Genomic DNA, 19201 nt, shown 5'->3' with positions numbered 1-19201 from the left:
CCGCCCTATTTCTTTTTTTTTTAGGGGTCCACTCCCTCGTGCTCGGGGCGGGGGCGGGTCAGCCCCCCCCCCCCCCCCCCCCGACGGCGGACCCGCAGCAGACGCACAGCCAGTAGCACTGCACGAAGGGGAAGCCATGACAGCGACGACCGACGGAAGCACCGGGGCACTGCCGCCCCGGGCAGCCGCGGCCAGCGACACCGACAGTGAGACCCCTGTGGCGGCCGGGGTACACGAGGCCGCCGTGCGCGCGGTACGGCGCGCCACCGACTTCCTGCTGGCGAAGCAGGACGCCCAGGGCTGGTGGAAGGGCGACCTCGAAACGAACGTCTCGATGGACGCCGAGGACCTGCTGCTCCGTCAGTTCCTCGGGATCCGGGACGAGAGGACCACGACGGCCGCCGCGCTCTTCATCCGGGGAGAGCAGCGCGAGGACGGCACCTGGGGCACCTTCTACGGCGCGCCCGGCGAGCTCTCCGCCACCATCGAAGCCTACGTCGCCCTCCGCCTGGCCGGCGACGCGCCCGACTCCCCTCACATGGCCAGGGCCTCCGCCTGGATCCGTGAGCAGGGCGGCATCGCCGCCGCCCGGGTCTTCACCCGGATCTGGCTGGCGCTGTTCGGCTGGTGGAAGTGGGAGGACCTGCCCGAACTCCCGCCGGAGCTGATCTACTTCCCCAAGTGGGTCCCGCTCAACATCTACGACTTCGGCTGCTGGGCCCGGCAGACGATCGTCCCGCTGACGATCGTCTCCGCGAAGCGCCCGGTACGGCCCGCACCCTTCCCGCTCGACGAACTGCACACCGACCCGGCGAACCCCAACCCGCCCAAGCCCCTTGCTCCGGCGGCGAGTTGGGACGGCGCCTTCCAGCGGCTCGACAAGGCGCTGCACCAGGTGCGCAAGGTCGCCCCGCGCCGGCTGCGCAAGGCGGCCATGAACAGCGCCGCCCGCTGGATCATCGAGCGGCAGGAGAACGACGGCTGCTGGGGCGGCATCCAGCCGCCCGCGGTGTACTCGATCATCGCCCTGCATCTGCTCGGCTACGACCTCGAACACCCGGTGATGCGCGAGGGGCTGGCGTCGCTGGACCGCTTCGCCGTCTGGCGCGAGGACGGCGCCCGGATGATCGAGGCCTGCCAGTCGCCGGTCTGGGACACGTGCCTGGCGACCATCGCGCTGGTGGACGCGGGCGTGCCCGCCGATCATCCGCAACTCGTGAAGGCCGCCGACTGGATGCTGGGCGAGGAGATCGTCCGGCTCGGCGACTGGGCGGTCAAGCGGCCCCAACTGCCGCCGGGCGGCTGGGCGTTCGAGTTCCACAACGACAACTACCCCGACATCGACGACACCGCCGAGGTGGTCCTCGCGCTGCGCCGGGTCCGGCACCACGACCCCGAGCGGGTGGAGCGGGCGATCGGGCGCGGCGTGCGCTGGAACCTCGGGATGCAGTCGCGGAACGGCGCGTGGGGCGCCTTCGACGTCGACAACACCAGCCCGTTCCCGAACCGGCTGCCGTTCTGCGACTTCGGCGAGGTCATCGACCCGCCGTCGGCGGACGTCACCGCGCACGTGGTCGAGATGCTCGCGGTCGAGGGACTCGCCCACGACCCGCGCACCCGGCGCGGCATCCGCTGGCTGCTCGCCGAGCAGGAACCGGACGGCTCCTGGTTCGGGCGCTGGGGCGTGAACTACGTCTACGGCACCGGATCCGTCGTCCCCGCCCTGGTGGCCGCCGGATTCCCGGGCTCGCACCCGGCGATCCGCCGCGCCGTCACCTGGTTGGAGTCCGTCCAGAACGACGACGGCGGCTGGGGCGAGGACCTGCGCTCCTACAGGTACGTCAAGGAGTGGAGCGGCAAGGGCGCCTCGACCGCCTCGCAGACCGCGTGGGCGCTGATGGCGCTGCTGGCGGCGGGGGAGAAGGACTCCAAGGCGGTCGAACGCGGAATCGAGTGGCTGGCGGCCACCCAGCTGGCGGACGGCTCCTGGGACGAGCCGTATTTCACCGGCACCGGGTTCCCCTGGGACTTCTCGATCAATTACCACCTCTACCGGCAGGTCTTCCCGCTGACCGCGCTCGGCCGGTACGTCCACGGAGAGCCCTTCGCGGACAAGGCCAGGGCGACTCTCGCCGAGGTCAAGGGGAGCTGATGAGCCCACAGCCCGTCCCGGCCCCGCTGCTGATCGCCTGCGCGCTCGGCATCGAGCAGCTCGCCCTGCGCACGAGCGACCGCGGCGGGGCCGGCGGGCCGGTCACCGTGCTCCGTACCGGCATGGGGCCACGGGCGGCCGAACGGTCCGTCACCCGGGTCCTGGCCGACCCGGCGCTCGACGGGGCCGCCGTGCTCGCCACCGGCTTCTGCGCGGGGCTCGCCCCCGGTATGCACCCCGGCGATCTGGTGGTCGCCGAGGAGACACGGGATCCGGCGGGAACCATTCCGTGCGTAGGGACCGACCTACTCGTCAAAGAGCTCGTGCGGACCGTCCCGGGCCGCACCGTCCACACCGGACCGCTCACCGGCTCCGATCATGTCGTCCGAGGTCAGGAACGGTCCGATCTGCTCACGACCGGCGCAATCGCGGTCGACATGGAATCCGCGGCCACGCTACTGAGCGCCGTACGAACCGGCGAGCGCCCGGTTGCGGCCGTCCGGGTGGTCGTGGACGCTCCAGAACATGAACTCGTCCGGATCGGCACGGTGCGCGGTGGAATATCAGCTTTCCGCGTTCTTCGTACCGTTCTGCCCGCTTTCTATGAATGGCACCGTTCTTTGCTGCTCCCCAGGAGGTGAGCCAGATGGCCATGCCGCTGCGTCAGTCCATCAAGGTCGCTACTTACTTGGCCGAACAGAAGCTCCGCAGGCGCGACAAGTTTCCGCTCATCGTCGAGCTGGAACCGCTCTTCGCCTGCAACCTGAAGTGCGAGGGCTGCGGCAAGATCCAGCACCCGGCCGGAGTTCTCAAGCAGCGCATGCCCGTGGCCCAGGCCGTGGGAGCGGTGCTCGAATCCGGCGCGCCGATGGTGTCCATCGCCGGCGGTGAGCCCCTGATGCACCCTCAGATCGACGAGATCGTGCGCCAGCTCGTGGCCAAGCGGAAGTACGTCTTCCTGTGCACCAACGCCATGCTGCTCCGCAAGAAGATCGACAAGTTCAAGCCCTCTCCCTACTTCGCCTTCGCCGTCCACATCGACGGCCTGCGCGAGCGCCACGACGAGTCCGTGGCGAAGGAGGGCGTGTTCGACGAGGCGGTGGAGGCCATCAAGGAGGCCCAGCGGCGCGGCTTCCGGGTCACCACCAACTCCACCTTCTTCAACACCGACACCCCGCAGACGATCATCGAGGTGCTGAACTACCTCAACGACGACCTCAAGGTCGACGAGATGATGATCTCGCCCGCCTACGCCTACGAGAAGGCCCCCGACCAGGAGCACTTCCTGGGCGTCGAGCAGACCCGCGAGCTGTTCCGGAAGGCCTTCGCGGGCGGCAACCGGCGCCGCTGGCGGCTCAACCACTCGCCGCTCTTCCTGGACTTCCTGGAGGGCAAGGTCGACTTCCCGTGCACCGCCTGGGCGATCCCGAACTACTCGCTGTTCGGCTGGCAGCGCCCCTGCTACCTGATGAGCGACGGGTACGTCCCGACGTACCGGGAGCTGATCGAGGACACCGACTGGGACAAGTACGGCCGCGGCAAGGACCCGCGCTGCGCCAACTGCATGGCGCACTGCGGCTACGAGCCCACCGCCGTCCTCGCCACCATGGGCTCGCTGAAGGAGTCGCTGCGCGCCATGCGCGAGACGGTCTCCGGAAACCGGGAGTGACACCATGACCGCCATCCCCTTGGGCGTTCCCGAGGTACCCCTCCGGCCGATCGCCGAGCGACGTGTGTCGCGGCGGATCCAGGTCGGCCCGGTGGCGGTCGGGGGCGGTGCCCCGGTGTCGGTGCAGTCGATGACGACGACCCGTACGTCGGACATCGGCGCCACCCTGCAGCAGATCGCCGAGCTCACGGCGTCCGGCTGCCAGATCGTGCGCGTGGCCTGTCCGACGCAGGACGACGCGGACGCGCTCGCGACCATCGCCCGCAAATCGCAGATCCCGGTGATCGCGGACATCCACTTCCAGCCCAAGTACGTGTTCGCCGCGATCGAGGCCGGCTGCGCCGCCGTACGGGTCAATCCCGGCAACATCAAACAGTTCGACGACAAGGTCAAGGAGATCGCGCGGGCCGCCAAGGACCACGGCACGCCGATCCGGATCGGGGTCAACGCCGGGTCGCTGGACAAGCGGCTGCTGCAGAAGTACGGCAAGGCGACTCCGGAGGCGCTCGTGGAGAGCGCGCTGTGGGAGGCGTCGCTCTTCGAGGAGCACGACTTCCGGGACATCAAGATCTCGGTCAAGCACAACGACCCCGTGGTGATGGTCAACGCCTACCGGCTGCTCGCCGAGCAGTCCGACTACCCGCTGCACCTCGGCGTGACCGAGGCCGGGCCCGCCTTCCAGGGCACCATCAAGTCGGCCGTCGCCTTCGGCGCGCTGCTGTCGCGGGGGATCGGCGACACGATCCGGGTGTCCCTGAGCGCGCCGCCCGCCGAGGAGGTCAAGGTCGGCATCCAGATCCTGGAGTCGCTGGGCCTCAGGCAGCGGCGGCTGGAGATCGTCTCCTGCCCGTCGTGCGGGCGTGCGCAGGTCGACGTCTACAAGCTGGCCGACGAGGTCACGGCCGGCCTGGAAGGCATGGAAGTGCCGTTGCGGGTAGCCGTCATGGGCTGTGTCGTCAACGGCCCCGGCGAGGCCCGGGAGGCGGACCTGGGGGTCGCCTCCGGCAACGGCAAGGGGCAGATCTTCGTCAAGGGCGAGGTCATCAAGACCGTCCCCGAGTCCAGGATCGTCGAGACGCTGATCGAAGAGGCGATGAAGATCGCCGAGCAGATGGAGCAGGACGGGGCCGCATCGGGCGCCCCCACCGTCACGGGGACACCAGCAGTGACCGTGAGTTGAGGCAAGGCACGGACCGAGAGGGGGCCCGAGCGTGACGATTCTGGAGAGCATCCGGGGACCACGCGACCTGAAGGCGCTGTCCGAGGCAGAACTCGGTGAACTGTCCGACGAGATCAGGGAGTTCCTGGTGCACGCGGTCGCCCGGACCGGCGGACACCTCGGGCCCAACCTGGGCGTGGTGGAACTGACCATCGCGCTCCACCGGGTCTTCGAGTCGCCGGTCGACCGCATCGTCTGGGACACCGGTCACCAGAGCTACGTACACAAGCTGCTGACGGGACGTCAGGACTTCTCCAAGCTGCGCGGCAAGGGCGGCCTGTCCGGCTACCCCTCGCGCGAGGAGTCCGAGCACGACATCGTCGAGAACAGCCACGCCTCCACCGCGCTCGGCTGGGCCGACGGGCTCGCCAAGGCCCGTCAGGTGCAGGGGGAGAAGGGGCATGTCGTCGCGGTGATCGGCGACGGCGCACTCACCGGCGGGATGGCCTGGGAGGCGCTGAACAACATCGCCGCCGCCAAGGACCGGCCGCTGATCATCGTCGTCAATGACAACGAACGGTCGTACGCGCCGACCATCGGAGGGCTCGCCAACCACCTGGCCACGCTGCGCACGACCGACAGCTACGAGAGGGTCCTGGCCTGGGGCAAGGACGTACTGCTGCGGACCCCGCTCGTGGGCAACACGATCTACGAGTCCCTGCACGGCGCCAAGAAGGGCTTCAAGGACGCCTTCGCGCCGCAGGGCATGTTCGAGGACCTGGGTCTGAAGTACGTCGGCCCGATCGACGGACATGACATCGGCGCCGTCGAGTCCGCGCTCAGGCGTGCGAAACGCTTCCACGGGCCCGTGCTGATCCACTGCCTCACGGAGAAGGGGCGCGGCTATGAACCCGCCCTCGCCCATGAGGAGGACCACTTCCACACCGTCGGCGTGATGGACCCGCTGACCTGTGAGCCGCTCGCGCCGTCCAGCGGGCCGTCCTGGACCTCGGTGTTCGGCGAGGAGTTCGTGCGGATCGGGGAGGAGCGGGAGGACGTCGTGGCGATCACGGCGGCCATGCTGCATCCCGTCGGGCTGGGCAGGTTCGCGGAGCGGTTCCCGGACCGGGTGTGGGACGTCGGGATCGCCGAGCAGCACGCGGCCGTGTCGGCGGCGGGGCTCGCGACCGGCGGGCTGCATCCGGTCGTCGCTGTCTACGCCACGTTCCTGAACCGCGCCTTCGACCAGCTTCTGATGGATGTCGCGCTGCACCGCTGCGGCGTGACGTTCGTGCTGGACCGGGCCGGTGTCACGGGCGCCGACGGGCCCTCCCACAACGGCATGTGGGACATGTCGATCCTCCAGGTCGTCCCCGGCCTCAGGATCGCCGCCCCACGCGACGCCGACCAGCTCAGAGCGCAGCTGCGCGAGGCCGTGGCCTGCGACGACGCGCCCACGCTCGTGCGGTTCCCGAAGGAGTCGGTCGGGCCGTCGATCCCGGCGGTCGACCGGGTGGGCGGGCTGGACGTGCTGTACCGGGACGCCGGTGAGCCGGACGTCCTGCTGGTCGCCGTCGGCGTGATGGCCCCGGTGTGCCTCCAGGCGGCCGAGTTGCTCCAGGCCCGCGGCATCAACTGCACCGTCGTCGACCCACGCTGGGTCAAGCCCGTCGACCCCGCGCTCGCGCCCCTCGCCGCACAGCACCGGCTGGCCGCAGTCGTCGAGGACAACAGCCGCTCGTCCGGGGTGGGCGCCGCCGTGGCGCTGGCGCTGAGCGACGCCGATGTCGATGTGCCGGTACGGCGGTTCGGCATCCCGGAGCAGTTCCTCGCGCACGCCAAGCGGGGCGAGGTGCTGGCCGACATCGGGCTCACGCCCGTCGAGGTCGCCGGCCGGATCAGCGCGAGCCTCGCCCTCAAGGAGGCCGACGAGAGCCTGTTCGCCGGCCCGGAGCGCGTCGACGGCGGCCATGACGGCCGTACCGTCGTGCCAGTCAAGGAGAACGCCGAATGACCACCGAGTTCGACCTCGGTCACCTCCTCGCCGAGCGCGGAGCCGAGCGCTACGAGCTGCACACGAAGTACCTCAACCACCAGCTCCCGCGCATGCTGCACACCATCGGCTTCGACAAGGTCTACGAGCGGGCCGAGGGCGCGTACTTCTGGGACGCGGACGGCGACGACTATCTGGACATGCTCGCCGGGTTCGGGGTGATGGGCCTGGGGCGCCACCACCCCGTCGTCCGCAAGGCGTTGCACGACGTCCTGGACGCCCAGCTCGCCGACCTCACCCGCTTCGACTGCCAGCCGCTGCCCGGGCTGCTGGCGGAGCGGCTGCTCGCGCACAGCCCGCACCTGGAGCGGGTGTTCTTCGGCAACAGCGGTACCGAGGCGGTGGAGACCGCGCTGAAGTTCGCGCGGTTCGTCACCGGGAAGCCCAGGATCCTGTACTGCGACCACGCCTTCCACGGGCTGACCACCGGCTCCCTGTCCGTCAACGGTGAGTCCGGCTTCCGGGACGGCTTCGCCCCGCTGCTGCCCGACACGGCCGTACCGCTCGGCGATCTCGGTGCCCTGGCGCGGGAGCTGAAGAAGGGCGACGTCGCCGCGCTGATCGTCGAGCCGATCCAGGGCAAGGGCGTGCACGAGGCCCCGCCCGGCTGTCTGCGGGCCGCCCAGGAACTGCTGCACCAGCACAAGGCGCTGCTCATCGCCGACGAGGTGCAGACCGGGCTGGGCCGGACCGGGGACTTCTACGCCTACCAGCACGAGGAGGGTGTCGAGCCCGACCTGGTGTGCGTGGCGAAGGCGCTCTCCGGGGGCTATGTGCCGGTGGGGGCCACCCTCGGCAAGGACTGGATCTTCAAGAAGGTCTACTCGTCCATGGACCGCGTGCTGGTCCACTCGGCGAGCTTCGGGGCCAACGCACAGGCCATGGCGGCCGGGCTCGCGGTCCTGTCCGTCATGGAGAACGAGCAGATCGTCGCGAACGCGCGGGCGACCGGGGAGCAGCTCAAGTCACGGCTCGCGGCGCTGACCGACAAGTACGAACTGCTCGCCGATGTGCGCGGCCGGGGGCTGATGGTCGGCATCGAGTTCGGCCGGCCCAAGTCGCTGGGGCTGCGCAGCCGTTGGACCATGCTGCAGGCCGCGCGCAAGGGCCTGTTCGCCCAGATGGTCGTCGTACCGCTGCTGCAGCGGCACCGCATCCTCACCCAGGTCTCCGGGGACCACCTGGAAGTGATCAAGCTGATCCCGCCGCTGATCATCGGTGAGCGCGAGGTGGACCGGTTCGTCGACGCCTTCACGGAGGTGATGGACGAGGCGCACAGCGGCGGCGGACTGATGTGGGACTTCGGGAAGACACTGATCAAGCAGGCGGTCGCCAACCGCTAGACGCGGTGTGAGCGTGGCCCGCGCCCAGGAATGCCGACGGACTTTTGCCTCTCAGGCAAGGAATTTGCCTCATAGGCAAGGCTCCGGCTCAATGGAGGCATGACCTCTTCCGAGACGGAGCCCTCGGCGGAACACGAGGGCGCCCTGCCCGTGGTCGCGCCCCAGCTCCGCGCGCTGCGCCGCCGCGCCGCCCTGACCCTGGAGGCCGCGGCCCGCGCCGCCGGGCTGTCGCCCGCCCATCTCTCCCGGCTGGAGACCGGGCAGCGCCAGCCCTCGCTGCCGATGCTGCTCGCGCTCGCGCGTATCTACGGTACGACCGTCTCCGAGCTGCTCGGTGAGACGGTCGCCGACCGGGACGCCGTGGTGCGCGCCGCCGACATGGAGCCGACCGCCGCGGGCGGCTGGACGTACTGGCAGGCCGGCTCGCCCGGCCGCGGGATGCAGGCCCTGCGCGTCCATGTGCCGTACGGCTCGCAGGGCGACATCGTGCGCGTGCACCCCGGCGAGGAGTGGCTCCACGTCCTCCAGGGGCGGCTGCGGCTGCGCCTCGGGGACACCGCGCACCGGCTCGCGCCCGGCGACAGCGCGCACTTCGACTCGCTCACCCCGCACCGCATCGCCGCCCAGGACGAGGGCGGGGTCGAGCTCCTCTTCGTCCACACCCTGTTGCAGAGCCCCACGGCCACGCTGTGCCTGGGCCCCACCCCTGGAGAGACACCATGAGCAACTTCGAGGACAGGTTCCCGCGCGCCCTGTGGGTGCGGCTCATCATCTACATCGCGGTGGGACACGTCTTCGCGGCCTTCGTCTACTTCCTGTTCGAGGCGGGCGCGAAGTAGGCACGCCGGGCCGCCGCCGGCGACCGGGCGTCAGTCGAGCAGCCGCTCCCGCAGTCGCTCCCGGGACTCCGGGGCGATCCGCAGGCCCTGCTCCAGGTATGCGTCGACGCCGCCCCACGTCTCCTCGATCGTCTCGAAGGCCGCCGTCAGATACTCGGCACGCGCGTCGAACAGCGGGCTGAGCAGCTCCATGACCTCGGGGGAGTAGACCGACGCACCGCTGCCGCTGCGCTTGACCTTGTAGCGACGGTGCTTGGCGTTGGACTCCAGGTAGTCGGCGAGGATCGCCTCGCGCTCGACACCGAGGGCGAGCAGGGTCACCGCGATGGACAGCCCGGCGCGGTCCTTGCCGGCCGCGCAGTGCATGAGGGCGGGGACGCTGTCCTGAACGAGCGAGTGCAGCACCTGGGAGTGCTCGGCGGTGCGCTCCTTGATCATCGTGCGGTACGAGGTGATCATCCGGTTCGCGGCCTTGCCGTCGGCGAGGATCTCCTGCAGCTGGTCGAGGTCGCCGTCACGGACCATCTTCCAGAACTCCGCGCCGTCCGCCGGGTCGCTCAGCGGCAGGTTCACATTGCGTACGCCCGGCAGCTCGACGTCCGGCCCCTCCAGCTTCTGGTCGGCCGCGTTGCGGAAGTCGAAGACCGTGTGCAGGCCCAGGGAGCCGAGGAAGGCGGCGTCCTCCTCGGTCGCGTGCGCGAGGTGGCCGCTGCGGAACAGCACTCCGTACCGCACCCGCCGTCCGTCCACTGTCGGCAGGCCGCCCACATCGCGGAAGTTGCGGACTCCGGCCAGCTCGGGCTCGGTCGACGGGATCTGCTGCGTCACGGGGGCTCCTCCCAGTCGGCCCCGCCGACGCGGCTCGGCGGTGCTGCCGACGGGGTGCGTTCTCGACCATACGACATGGCTTCCTGAGGCAATGAGTTGTCCACAGGCGTTGCATCGGAGGCTCCGACACCTTGATGATGTTGGGGCTTGATCGGACCTGTTCGAATGTGTGAGGGCTTGATGCTGGAGATCTCCGACCGTGGACGCACCTGGGTTCTTTCCGGGCCGACCAGCAGTTACGCCCTCCATCTCACGGACGACGACGAGCTGCTGCACCTCCACTGGGGCCCGCGGATCGCGCTCGCCGACGCCGAGGAGCTGGCCGCGCGCCCGCTCCCGGACCACCGCGGCTTCGAGTCCCAGCTCGACGGGCACGAGGAGTACCCCGTCGAGGGCGGCCCCCGCTTCGTACGGCCCGCCCTGTCCGTGCGCACCGAGGAGCGGCGCGGCACCGAGTGGACCTTCGCCGTGTACGAGGTCGAGACCTCGCAGGGCGCCGAGGGCGAGGAGCTGCGGCTGCGGTTCCGGGACGGCGGACTTCTCATCACGCTGCACTACCGGATGCGCGGCGACGTCGTGGAGCGCTGGGTGACCCTGGACAACCAGGGGCCCGGCCTGGAGCTGCTGCGCGCCGACTCCGCCACCTGGACCCTGCCCGAGCGCGAGGACTGGCGGCTGTCGCAGTTGCACGGGCGCTGGGCCGCGGAGTCCCGGCTCGTGCGGGCGCCCCTCACCTACGGTGAGAAGATCATCGGCAGCCGCCGCGGCCACACCGGGCATCCGCTCCTGCCCTGGGTCGCCCTGGACACCGACGCCACCGAGGAGCGCGGCGAGGTGTACGGCTGCGCCCTCGCCTGGTCGGGGTCCTGGCGGATCGCGGTGGCCCAGCTGCCGGACGCGCGCGTGCAGATCAGCGGCGGGGCCGGGTCCGACGACTCGGGGCTGCTGCGGCTGGCGGCGGGGGAGTCGTTCGTGACGCCGGTCTTCGCCGGGCTGTGGAGCGACGGCGGCTTCGGGGGAGCGAGCCGCGCCTGGCACACCTACCAGCGCGCGTACGTGATCCCCGACGTGGATCAGGACCGGCCCGTGCTCTTCAACTCCTGGGAGGCGACCGAGTTCGACATCTCCGAGGAGCAGCAGGGCACCCTCGCGCGACGGGCCGCGGCGATCGGCGTCGAGCTGTTCGTCGTCGACGACGGATGGTTCGGGGCGCGCACCAGCGACCGCGCCGGGCTCGGTGACTGGACGCCCAACCCCGACCGCTTCCCGTCCGGCCTCAAGCCCCTCGCCGACTACGTACACGCCCTCGGTATGCGGTTCGGTATCTGGGTCGAGCCGGAAATGGTCAATCCGGACAGCGAGCTGTACCGCGCCCACCCGGACTGGGTGCAGTACCAGACCGGGCGAAAGCGGACGGAATTCCGCAATCAGCTCGTACTGAACCTCGCCCGTGAGGACGTCCAGGAGTACCTCTGGAACCAGCTCGACGGGCTCCTCTCCAGCGCCCCGATCGACTATGTGAAGTGGGACTTCAACCGCTGCTTCAGCGACGCGGGCTGGCCCGGCGAGCCGTACCCGCAACGCCTCTGGGTCGATCATGTGCACGCCTTCTACGCCCTGCTGGACCGGCTCCGGGCCGCTCACCCGAGCGTCGCCTTCGAGTCCTGCTCGGGCGGCGGCGGACGGATCGACCTGGGGGTGCTGAGTCGTACGGACCAGGTGTGGACCTCCGACAACACCGACCCGCTCGACCGGCTCGCCATCCAGCACGGCTTCAGTCAGATCCATCCGGCGCGGGTCATGGCCGCCTGGGTCACCGACAGCCCGAACAACCAGCTCAACGGCCGGGTCAGCTCGCTGCGCTTCCGGTTCGTGAGTGCCATGGCCGGAGTGCTCGGCGTCGGCGGCGACCTCGCGCGGTGGAGCGAGGAGGGGCTCGCCGAGGCGCGGGAGTGGGTGGAGCTCTACAAGGAGATCCGGCCCGTTGTCCAGCGCGGCGACCTCTACCGGCTGCGGCCCCCGAGGGGCGGGCTGAGCGCCGTGCAGTACGTGCTCGGCGACGAGACCGTCGTCCTCGCCTGGCTCCAGGCGCAGAGCTACGGCGAGGCCGCACCGGCGCTGCGGCTGCGCGGGCTGGACCCGACAGCGTCGTATCAATGCCGCGAAACGGGCGAAGTGTATCGAGGTGCCGTATTGCAGCATCACGGACTATTCATCGGATTGCGCGGCGATCTCGATGCGGCAGTTATCCGGCTGCGTCGCATCTAGGGGTTCTGTCCGAATTGATGCCTTAATTCCAACTCGCTCTGCAGTAAAGGCGGCTGGAGCAATGTCACGTGAGGAGCGTCATAGTCGTGACCGTGTGTCGCCCGTCATGTTCACGTAATTCACGCGTCTTTCAAGGGGTTTTGAGTAGGGCGACGCACTCATAATTCACGCAGGGTGACCGAGAATTCCCACAAGGGATCAACGGGAACGCATTCGGACGGAACCTCTCACTTGTTCCCGTGCGTCTTCCTCGCTTACGTTCCCAACCAATCCGGACGGACGCCGAATCCTGCCGCCGACCGGAACCCGCGCAAACTCACCCGACCTTGGCAGGAGCGGGGGACCCACAGGTACAACCGCCTGTTCCGGTCTCTGGAACAGGCTTGGGGTCAAGTCGCGTCCCCACGCGACCGGGCATCTCCAGCCCGCACCCGACAGCTCACCTCGTAGGCGCCGGAGAGGAATTCGCCATGCCCGCGAAGGGTAAGCACCGCCGCCCGAAGTCCCCGCGCCTCACCCGCTCCATCGCCGTCGCCGGAACCGGTGGCGCCGCTCTCGCCCTCCCGCTCATCGGGGCCACCGGCGCCCACGCCGCTCCCTCTCATTCCGTTTCGGAAAAGGCCGTTCAGTCCCTTCCGGTCGTCGAGAAGAAGACGGTCCAGAAGAAGGCCGCCGAGAAGAAGACGGCTGTGCACACCTATTCGGTGAAGGTCGGCGATTACCTCGCGAAGATCGCCGACGAGCAGAGCGTCGACGGTGGCTGGAAGCAGCTCTACGCCGACAACCGTGAGGCCGTCGGCAGCGACCCGTCGCTGATCCACCCGGGCCTGAAGCTCTCGATCGGCGGCAAGAAGGCCGGGGCGAGCGCCCCCAAGTCCTCCTCCCCGTCCTCCTCTTCGGCGTCCGAGTCGTCCAAGTCGTCCTCGAAGGACTCGGCCGAGAAGTCCTCCGCGCCGAAGAAGACGACCACGGCCGCCGACAACGCGAGCACCGTCAACGGCTTCACCTCTCCCGTGTCCTCCGCCGCCGTCGCCACCGCGTACAAGGTGGCCGGCAGCATGTGGTCCAGCGGCTACCACACCGGCGTCGACTTCGCCGCCGCGACCGGCACCCCGCTGAAGGCGGTCGGCGAGGGCACCGTCGTCTCCGCCGGCTCGGGCGGTGCCTACGGCAACCAGGTCGTCATCCAGCTCGCCGACGGCTACTACGCCCAGTACGGCCACCTCTCCTCGCTCTCCGTCTCGGCCGGCCAGACCGTGACCGCGGGCCAGGAGATCGGTCTCTCCGGCGCGACCGGCAATGTGACCGGCCCGCACCTGCACTTCGAGATCCGCACCACGCCGGACTACGGCTCGGACGTGGACCCGGTCGCCTACCTCCGTGCCAAGGGCGTCGCCATCGGCTGACCCCCCGCCGACCGCCTCGCCTGACACGCCTCCGAAGGCCGGACCCCGATCCCCGGGTCCGGCCTTCGGTGTGTCCGGGGGTGTCGACAACGTGGGAGTGGCGGGAGAGGGTGATCTCCATTGACGGTGCAAGCGCTTTCCATCCGTCTCCGCCTCCGCCTCCGCCCCCGCCCGCGAAGGAGCCCAACCCGTGACGACCACACGCAGAGCGTTCGGAACCCTGGCCGCCGGCGCCGCACTGGGGACGCTCGTTCCCGCGGGCCCGGCCGGTGCCGCTCCCCACCGCCGGCTCGTCGCTCGCGACGACTTCCGTCACGGCCTCGGCCGGTGGGTGACCGAACTCCAGGACGGCGGCACCGTCACCGCGTCGCACGGAGTGCTGGAGATCGACGTGCCCAGCGGCGCCACGGTGTGGTTCAAGAAGCGGCTCGAAGGGCCGTACGTCCTCCAGTACACGGCCACCGCCGTCTCCGAGGGCGGCCCCAACGACCGTGTCTCCGACCTCAACAACTTCTGGAACGCCGTCGACGTCCGGTCCCCCGACGATCTCTTCGCCACCCAACGGGGCGGCGCGCTCGCCGAATACGACTACCTCAAGACGTACTACGCCGGTTACGGCGCCAACTACAACACGACCACACGCCTGCGTCGCTACGTCGGTGAGGCCGGGGTCCGTCCGCTGGTCTACGACTACACGGAGCCGTTGTTGGTGCCCAACCGGCCCAACCGGGTCCATGTCGTCTCCGACGGCTCCACCGTCCAGTGGTGGAACAACGGGCGGCTGGTCTTCGACTACACCGACCAGGAGCCTTACACCGGTGGGCACTTCGCCTTCCGGACGACGTGGAGCCACTTCAGGATCAGCGGCTTCCGGGTGTGGCGTTTGAACGGCGATTGAGCCCACAACATCCCTGATCAGAGGCTTATTCCAGGTTTGGCCAAGACTTTGGGAGTGGCTTATCTCACCGTCCGTCAACCCTTCCTTACGGTCGCGTAGGTCACATTCGAAGGTGAATCATGCCGGTGTGGCAGGCGATTCGAAGAGTGACAGCAGAGCAGTGATCGGGTCGTACGTCGCGGTGGGGGACAGCTTCACCGAGGGCGTCGGCGACCCCGGCCCCGACGGGGCGTTCGTCGGCTGGGCCGACCGGTTCGCGGTACTTCTCGCGGACCGGCGACCCGAGGGCGACTTCGACTACACCAACCTCGCCGTGCGCGGCAAACTTCTCGACCAAGTCATCGAGGACCAGCTCCCGAAAGCCGCGGAACTGGCCCCCGACCTGGTCTCCTTCTGCGCGGGCGGCAACGACATCATCCGGCCCGGCACCGACCCCGACGAGGTGGCCGAGCGTTTCGAGCGGGCGATCGCCCGGCTCACCTCAGCCGTCGGCACCGTCATGGTGACGACCGGCTTCGACACACGTGGCGTGCCCGTGCTGAAGCATCTGCGCGGCAAGATCGCCACGTACAACGGACATGTGCGGGCCATCGCCGACCGGTACGGCTGCCCGGTGCTCGACCTGTGGTCTTTGAAGACGGTCCAGGACCGCCGGGCCTGGGACGACGACCGGCTCCACCTGTCTCCCGAGGGGCACACGCGTGTGGCGCTGCGGGCGGGGCAGGTCCTCGGTCTGGAGGTCCCGGCCGACCCGGACCAGCCCTGGCCCCAGCTCCCGCCCCGCGGCACCCTGGAGATCCGCCGGGACGACGTCCACTGGGCGCGCGAGTACCTGGTGCCGTGGATCGGGCGGCGCCTGCGCGGCGAGTCGTCCGGGGACCATGTGACGGCCAAGGGCGCGCTGTCGCCGGACGACATCAAGATGCGGATCGAATCGGTGGCCTGAGGCGGCCTCCGCTATGTGGGCCGTGCCCTGTTCGAGGGGGCGCGGCCCACACGGTTGTCGTACGCGTTCTGCCCCGACCGCTGGGCGAACGCCGACGTCACCGTGCCGACGCGGTCAACGCCGCCCGCTCCAGCCCCAGTTCCCGGGCGAGCGCCTCGTCCACCCACTCCTGGGCACGCGCGCGTGACACCGCGCCCGGATACGACGTCAGCTGCACGGCGAGCCCGTCGAGAAGCGCCGTGAGGCGCAGCGCCGTACCGGCCGGGTCGGGACAGCTGAACTCCTGCGCGGCCACGCCCTCCGCGATGACCTCGGCGATGGCGGCCTTCCACTGCCGGTCCAGGTCCCGTGTGACCTCCTGCAGCGCGGGCTCGCGCAACGCCGCCGCCCAGCCCTCGATCCAGAGCCGCCAGCCCTTGGCCTGACCGGTCGGGGCATACCAGCGCACGGCCGCCCGCAGTCGGCGCAGCGCCGTCGTACGGCGGCCGAGAAGCCTGCGCAGACGGGCCAGGTCGCCCTCGGCCGCATGGGTGAACGCGGCCGCGACCAGCTTCTCCTTCGTGGCGAAGTGATACAGCACCAGTGCGTTGCTCACCCCGAGCACCGAGGCCACGTCGGCGATCCTCACCGCCGCCACGCCCCGCGCCTCTATCTGCTCCACGGCGGCCCGCAGCAACTCCTCACGCCGCTCCGCCACGCTCAACCGCACTCTTGCCACTCCGTCACCCTAAGGCCTCGGCTCGGGCCCTTCCCGAGCTGTGGCCGGGCACGGCCCGGGGACGACCCGCTGTCACCGGTGCCATCCGAACCGCTCGGCGATCACCGGCAGCCGGTCCGCCGCGATGGCGTGCGCGGCGGCCCGGGGAGTCGTCCCGTCGGCCTCGGCGCGGGCCAGAGTGAGGTCCGTCAGGGCACGCATCGAGCGTCGCGTGTGGTCGAAGGCCTGATCCGCTTCCGCGCCGATGTCGCCGAAGAGCGTCCACCACCACCAGGCGTTCGTGGCCGAGTTGACCACGACGTCCGGCAGCACCGTGACGCCCCGCGCGGCCAGCAGTTCCTCCGCCTCGCGCCGTACGGGCATGTTGGCCGCCTCGGCGATCCAGCGGGCGGTGATCCGCTCCTGGTTCACGGCGTCGATCGTGTACGACACGGCCGCCGGCACCAGCACCTCCGCCTCGGCCGCCAGCCAGGCCTCGCCCGGCAGTTCACGGTCGCCGGTACGCAGCGCGGCACGGTCGACGGTGCCGTACGCGTCCCGCGCCGCCAGCAGGCTCTCGATGTCGAGGCCGGCCGGGTTGGCGATCGTGCCCTTGATGTCGGCGACGGCCACCACCGTGAGCCCCGCGCGCGTGAGGAAGCGCGCCGTGGCGCCGCCCATGGTCCCGAGTCCCTGCACGGCGACCCGGGTCCTCCAGTACGGCACGCCGGCCCGGTCCAGGGCCGTGAGCACCGACTCGGCGACCCCGCAGCCGCCGACCAGCTCGTCCAGCCCGATCCCGTCCACCTCGACGGCGAACGCGTCCGCCAGCCGCCGCCGGGCACCGGCCTCGTCGTCGAGCAGCGGATACACGGCCTGGACGGACGAGACGAGCCCCGCCTCGGCGGCCGCGCGTTCCACCACGTCCTGGGTGAGGCCCAGGTCCTCTCCCGTGGTCCAGAAGCTCTCGATGTACGGCCGCATGGTCCGCAGGTAGCGCACCAGGAGCCCGTACGCCTCCGGATCCCGGGGATCGCAGTCGATGCCTCCCTTGGCGCCGCCCAGGGGGACGTAGCGGGCCTCGGGTTCGTAGTGCAGCGCTTCCTTCATGCTCATGCCGCGGGCGAGTCCGGCGACCTCCTCCAGCGTGCAGCCCGGCCGCATCCGCAGCCCACCGCTGGACACGCCGCGTACCAGCCGGTCCACGACCAGGAAGCCCTGGCGGCCGGTGACGTGATCGGTCCAGGTGAGCGACAGGAAGGGGGTGGTCATGGGGTCTCCGCCAGGGGTGTGGGGCCGCGTGCCGCGCGCGGTTACTGAACGATGGGTCAGTATCAGAGGGAAGGCGGGGACATGTCAACGTACTGAATGAATGTTCAGCCGAGTGGCGACCCACAGGGGGCGCCCGGGGTTGTCGGAGGGGCCGACCATAATGGAAGACCTCACCGACTCCACCTGGAGGTACCGTGGCCGGTTTCCGTTTCCCGAGCTCCGGGCTGAGCGCCCTGCGGCCCGAGGCCTTCGGCGTGGATCCGAGCGGTGAGCGCATGGCGCGCATCCGCAGATCGCCGCACTTCAAGGACGGCATCTTCCAGAACCCCGGGGGTGTCGCCCGGACCCGTCCCTCCGGGTCGATGCTGGAGTTCGCCAAGGTCTTCTTCGACAAGGACACCCGGCCCCGCCGTGCCCCCAAGGGCACCGTGCCGGTGCATCCCACCACCTACGCCGACCTGGCCAAGCCACCCGCCGGCGGACTGCGCCTGACCTGGATGGGGCACTCCAGCATCCTCGCGGAGATGGACGGCCACCGGGTGCTGTTCGACCCGGTGTGGGGCGACCGCTGCTCCCCGTTCCCCTTCGCCGGGCCCAAGCGGCTGCACCCCGTGCCGCTGCCGCTCGCCGCGCTCGGCCCCGTCGACGTCGTCGTCATCTCGCACGACCACTACGACCACCTCGACATGCCCACGATCAAGGCGCTGGCCGGCACGGACACGATCTTCGCCGCACCGCTCGGCGTCGGCGCCCACCTCGAACACTGGGGCGTCTCCGCCGACCGGCTGCGCGAGCTGGACTGGCACGAGGCGACCAAGGTCGGCGGACTCACCCTCACCGCCACCCCGGCCCGCCACTTCTGTGGCCGCGGACTGCGCAACACCCAGCACACCCTCTGGGCGTCCTGGGCCGTCGCGTCGGACGAGCACCGGATCTACCACAGTGGTGACACCGGCTACTTCGAGGGCTTCAAGGACATCGGCGCCGATCACGGGCCGTTCGACGCCACGATGATCCAGGTCGGCGCCTACTCGGACTTCTGGCCCGACATCCACATGACGCCGGACGAGGGCGTCCGGGCCCATCTGGATCTGCAGGGCGGCGATCCGACCGTGGGTGCCCTGCTGCCGATCCACTGGGCCACCTTCAATCTGGCGCCGCATCCGTGGGCGGAGCCGGGGGAGTGGATGATGCGGGCCACGCACAAGGCCGGGGTCACACTGGCGGCCCCCCGCTGCGGCGAGCCCTTCGAGCCGGCCTCCCTGTCCCAGGTGACGCCGTGGTGGCGTGACGTGGCCGAGGCGCCCGCCGAGGGGTGGCCGGCATGGCCGCCGGTCCCCTCGGGTCCGGAGAGCGCGGCGGCCGTATAGCAGGGAGCCTCCGCGCGCCCCCAAGGCCCGGTTCACGCCGGGCGTGTGGGAGCGCGGCAGGGCGCGTGTTGGGCTGCGTGCGCCGATACGGCCCGTGACATGCCGGGGGCGCGGAACCGGGCGCGCGCGGCGCCGAACCGTCCCGGCCGGGGCGTAGGCGAGCGCGGAAACCTGAAGTCCACGAGGGGTGGGGGGGGGGGGGCGGGCGCCGCCCCCCCCCACACAGACGAGGCACGAAATACCTGAAGATAGCGCGAGTGCGTGCACGAGCCGCGCGGAGAGGGGCGCGGTCTCTCTGTGG

At 70.3% G+C, this 19201-nt stretch carries 16 protein-coding genes and 1 riboswitch; of the genes, 13 read left to right on the top strand and 3 right to left on the bottom strand.

Annotated features, from left to right (window positions below; all coding sequences use genetic code 11):
* The first annotated feature begins 136 nt into the window (after positions 1-136).
* The 8 genes from shc to ACFWYS_RS09995 all read left to right on the top strand — a co-directional run bounded on the left by shc (position 137) and on the right by ACFWYS_RS09995 (position 9215).
* Positions 137-2152: a squalene--hopene cyclase gene (shc, locus tag ACFWYS_RS10030; protein ID WP_384765500.1), complete on the top strand. Its 2016-nt coding sequence runs from the start codon at positions 137-139 to the stop codon at positions 2150-2152.
* Positions 2152-2793: a 1-hydroxy-2-methyl-2-butenyl 4-diphosphate reductase gene (locus ACFWYS_RS10025; RefSeq protein ID WP_384765498.1), complete on the top strand. Its 642-nt coding sequence runs from the start codon at positions 2152-2154 to the stop codon at positions 2791-2793. Before shc ends, ACFWYS_RS10025 begins: the two co-directional genes overlap by 1 nt.
* Positions 2794-2798: 5 nt before the next feature.
* Positions 2799-3821 carry an adenosyl-hopene transferase HpnH gene (gene hpnH, locus ACFWYS_RS10020; protein WP_384765496.1) on the top strand — a complete coding sequence of 341 codons (1023 nt, stop codon included), beginning with the start codon at positions 2799-2801 and terminating at the stop codon, positions 3819-3821.
* A gap of 4 nt (positions 3822-3825) precedes the next feature.
* Positions 3826-5001 carry a flavodoxin-dependent (E)-4-hydroxy-3-methylbut-2-enyl-diphosphate synthase gene (ispG, locus tag ACFWYS_RS10015; protein WP_384765495.1) on the top strand — a complete coding sequence of 392 codons (1176 nt, stop codon included), beginning with the start codon at positions 3826-3828 and terminating at the stop codon, positions 4999-5001.
* A 31-nt stretch (positions 5002-5032) separates the two neighbouring features.
* Positions 5033-6994, top strand: a complete 1962-nt coding sequence (gene dxs, locus ACFWYS_RS10010; protein WP_384765494.1) for a 1-deoxy-D-xylulose-5-phosphate synthase — start codon at positions 5033-5035, stop codon at positions 6992-6994.
* On the top strand, positions 6991-8376 hold the full coding sequence (locus ACFWYS_RS10005; protein WP_384765493.1) for an aspartate aminotransferase family protein: 1386 nt from the start codon (positions 6991-6993) through the stop codon (positions 8374-8376). Before dxs ends, ACFWYS_RS10005 begins: the two co-directional genes overlap by 4 nt.
* Positions 8377-8475: 99 nt before the next feature.
* Positions 8476-9099, top strand: a complete 624-nt coding sequence (locus ACFWYS_RS10000; RefSeq protein ID WP_384765491.1) for a helix-turn-helix domain-containing protein — start codon at positions 8476-8478, stop codon at positions 9097-9099.
* On the top strand, positions 9096-9215 hold the full coding sequence (locus tag ACFWYS_RS09995; protein WP_272114088.1) for a DUF6126 family protein: 120 nt from the start codon (positions 9096-9098) through the stop codon (positions 9213-9215). The genes ACFWYS_RS10000 and ACFWYS_RS09995 overlap by 4 nt, the downstream gene beginning before the upstream one ends.
* Positions 9216-9245: 30 nt before the next feature.
* Here the strand turns inward: ACFWYS_RS09995 and ACFWYS_RS09990 are convergent, their stop codons facing one another.
* A complete protein-coding gene (locus tag ACFWYS_RS09990; protein WP_384765489.1) occupies positions 9246-10043 on the bottom strand; it encodes a tyrosine-protein phosphatase in 798 nt (265 codons plus the stop codon).
* Between the two features lie 180 nt (positions 10044-10223).
* Between ACFWYS_RS09990 and ACFWYS_RS09985 the strand changes: the two genes are divergently transcribed.
* From ACFWYS_RS09985 to ACFWYS_RS09970, 4 genes are all read left to right on the top strand, one after another.
* Positions 10224-12311 (top strand): alpha-galactosidase, encoded by a 2088-nt coding sequence (locus ACFWYS_RS09985; RefSeq protein ID WP_384765487.1) that lies wholly within the window; start codon positions 10224-10226, stop codon positions 12309-12311.
* Positions 12312-12618: 307 nt separating this feature from the next.
* A riboswitch (cyclic di-AMP (ydaO/yuaA leader) is annotated at positions 12619-12777 on the top strand.
* Positions 12778-12781: 4 nt separating this feature from the next.
* A complete protein-coding gene (locus tag ACFWYS_RS09980; RefSeq protein ID WP_384765485.1) occupies positions 12782-13717 on the top strand; it encodes a M23 family metallopeptidase in 936 nt (311 codons plus the stop codon).
* 190 nt (positions 13718-13907) lie between these two features.
* Positions 13908-14615, top strand: coding sequence for a DUF6250 domain-containing protein (locus ACFWYS_RS09975; protein ID WP_384765483.1), 708 nt, complete (start codon positions 13908-13910; stop codon positions 14613-14615).
* 160 nt (positions 14616-14775) lie between these two features.
* A complete protein-coding gene (locus tag ACFWYS_RS09970; protein ID WP_384765521.1) occupies positions 14776-15561 on the top strand; it encodes an SGNH/GDSL hydrolase family protein in 786 nt (261 codons plus the stop codon).
* Positions 15562-15658: 97 nt separating this feature from the next.
* On the opposite strand, the gene ACFWYS_RS09965 is transcribed toward ACFWYS_RS09970, so the two are convergent.
* Positions 15659-16279: a TetR/AcrR family transcriptional regulator gene (locus ACFWYS_RS09965; protein WP_384765481.1), complete on the bottom strand. Its 621-nt coding sequence runs from the start codon at positions 16277-16279 to the stop codon at positions 15659-15661.
* Positions 16280-16351: 72 nt separating this feature from the next.
* Positions 16352-17530, bottom strand: a complete 1179-nt coding sequence (locus ACFWYS_RS09960) for a Glu/Leu/Phe/Val dehydrogenase dimerization domain-containing protein (RefSeq protein WP_384765480.1) — start codon at positions 17528-17530, stop codon at positions 16352-16354.
* 194 nt (positions 17531-17724) lie between these two features.
* Between ACFWYS_RS09960 and ACFWYS_RS09955 the strand changes: the two genes are divergently transcribed.
* The gene (locus ACFWYS_RS09955) at positions 17725-18900 is read left to right on the top strand and encodes an MBL fold metallo-hydrolase (protein ID WP_384765478.1); all 1176 of its coding nucleotides are present in this window, start codon (positions 17725-17727) and stop codon (positions 18898-18900) included.
* Positions 18901-19201: the final 301 nt, after the last annotated feature.

Source organism: Streptomyces sp. NPDC059010 (assembly GCF_042740355.1).
Classification (GTDB): Bacteria; Actinomycetota; Actinomycetes; order Streptomycetales; family Streptomycetaceae; genus Streptomyces.
Note: the sequence above shows the minus strand (reverse complement) of the source record. Positions and strands in the feature narration are given on the sequence as shown.

What these genes read in the sequence shown, in the direction of transcription:
- ACFWYS_RS10025 (WP_384765498.1), top strand. Translation starts at nt 2,152, where the DNA reads ATGAGCCCACAGCCCGTCCCGGCCCCGCTGCTGATCGCCTGCGCGCTC.
- ACFWYS_RS10005 (WP_384765493.1), top strand. Translation starts at nt 6,991, where the DNA reads ATGACCACCGAGTTCGACCTCGGTCACCTCCTCGCCGAGCGCGGAGCC.
- shc (WP_384765500.1), top strand. Translation starts at nt 137, where the DNA reads ATGACAGCGACGACCGACGGAAGCACCGGGGCACTGCCGCCCCGGGCA.
- ACFWYS_RS09980 (WP_384765485.1), top strand. Translation starts at nt 12,782, where the DNA reads ATGCCCGCGAAGGGTAAGCACCGCCGCCCGAAGTCCCCGCGCCTCACC.
- ACFWYS_RS09960 (WP_384765480.1), bottom strand. Translation starts at nt 17,530, where the DNA reads ATGACCACCCCCTTCCTGTCGCTCACCTGGACCGATCACGTCACCGGC.
- ACFWYS_RS10000 (WP_384765491.1), top strand. Translation starts at nt 8,476, where the DNA reads ATGACCTCTTCCGAGACGGAGCCCTCGGCGGAACACGAGGGCGCCCTG.
- ispG (WP_384765495.1), top strand. Translation starts at nt 3,826, where the DNA reads ATGACCGCCATCCCCTTGGGCGTTCCCGAGGTACCCCTCCGGCCGATC.
- ACFWYS_RS09985 (WP_384765487.1), top strand. Translation starts at nt 10,224, where the DNA reads ATGCTGGAGATCTCCGACCGTGGACGCACCTGGGTTCTTTCCGGGCCG.
- ACFWYS_RS09995 (WP_272114088.1), top strand. Translation starts at nt 9,096, where the DNA reads ATGAGCAACTTCGAGGACAGGTTCCCGCGCGCCCTGTGGGTGCGGCTC.
- hpnH (WP_384765496.1), top strand. Translation starts at nt 2,799, where the DNA reads ATGGCCATGCCGCTGCGTCAGTCCATCAAGGTCGCTACTTACTTGGCC.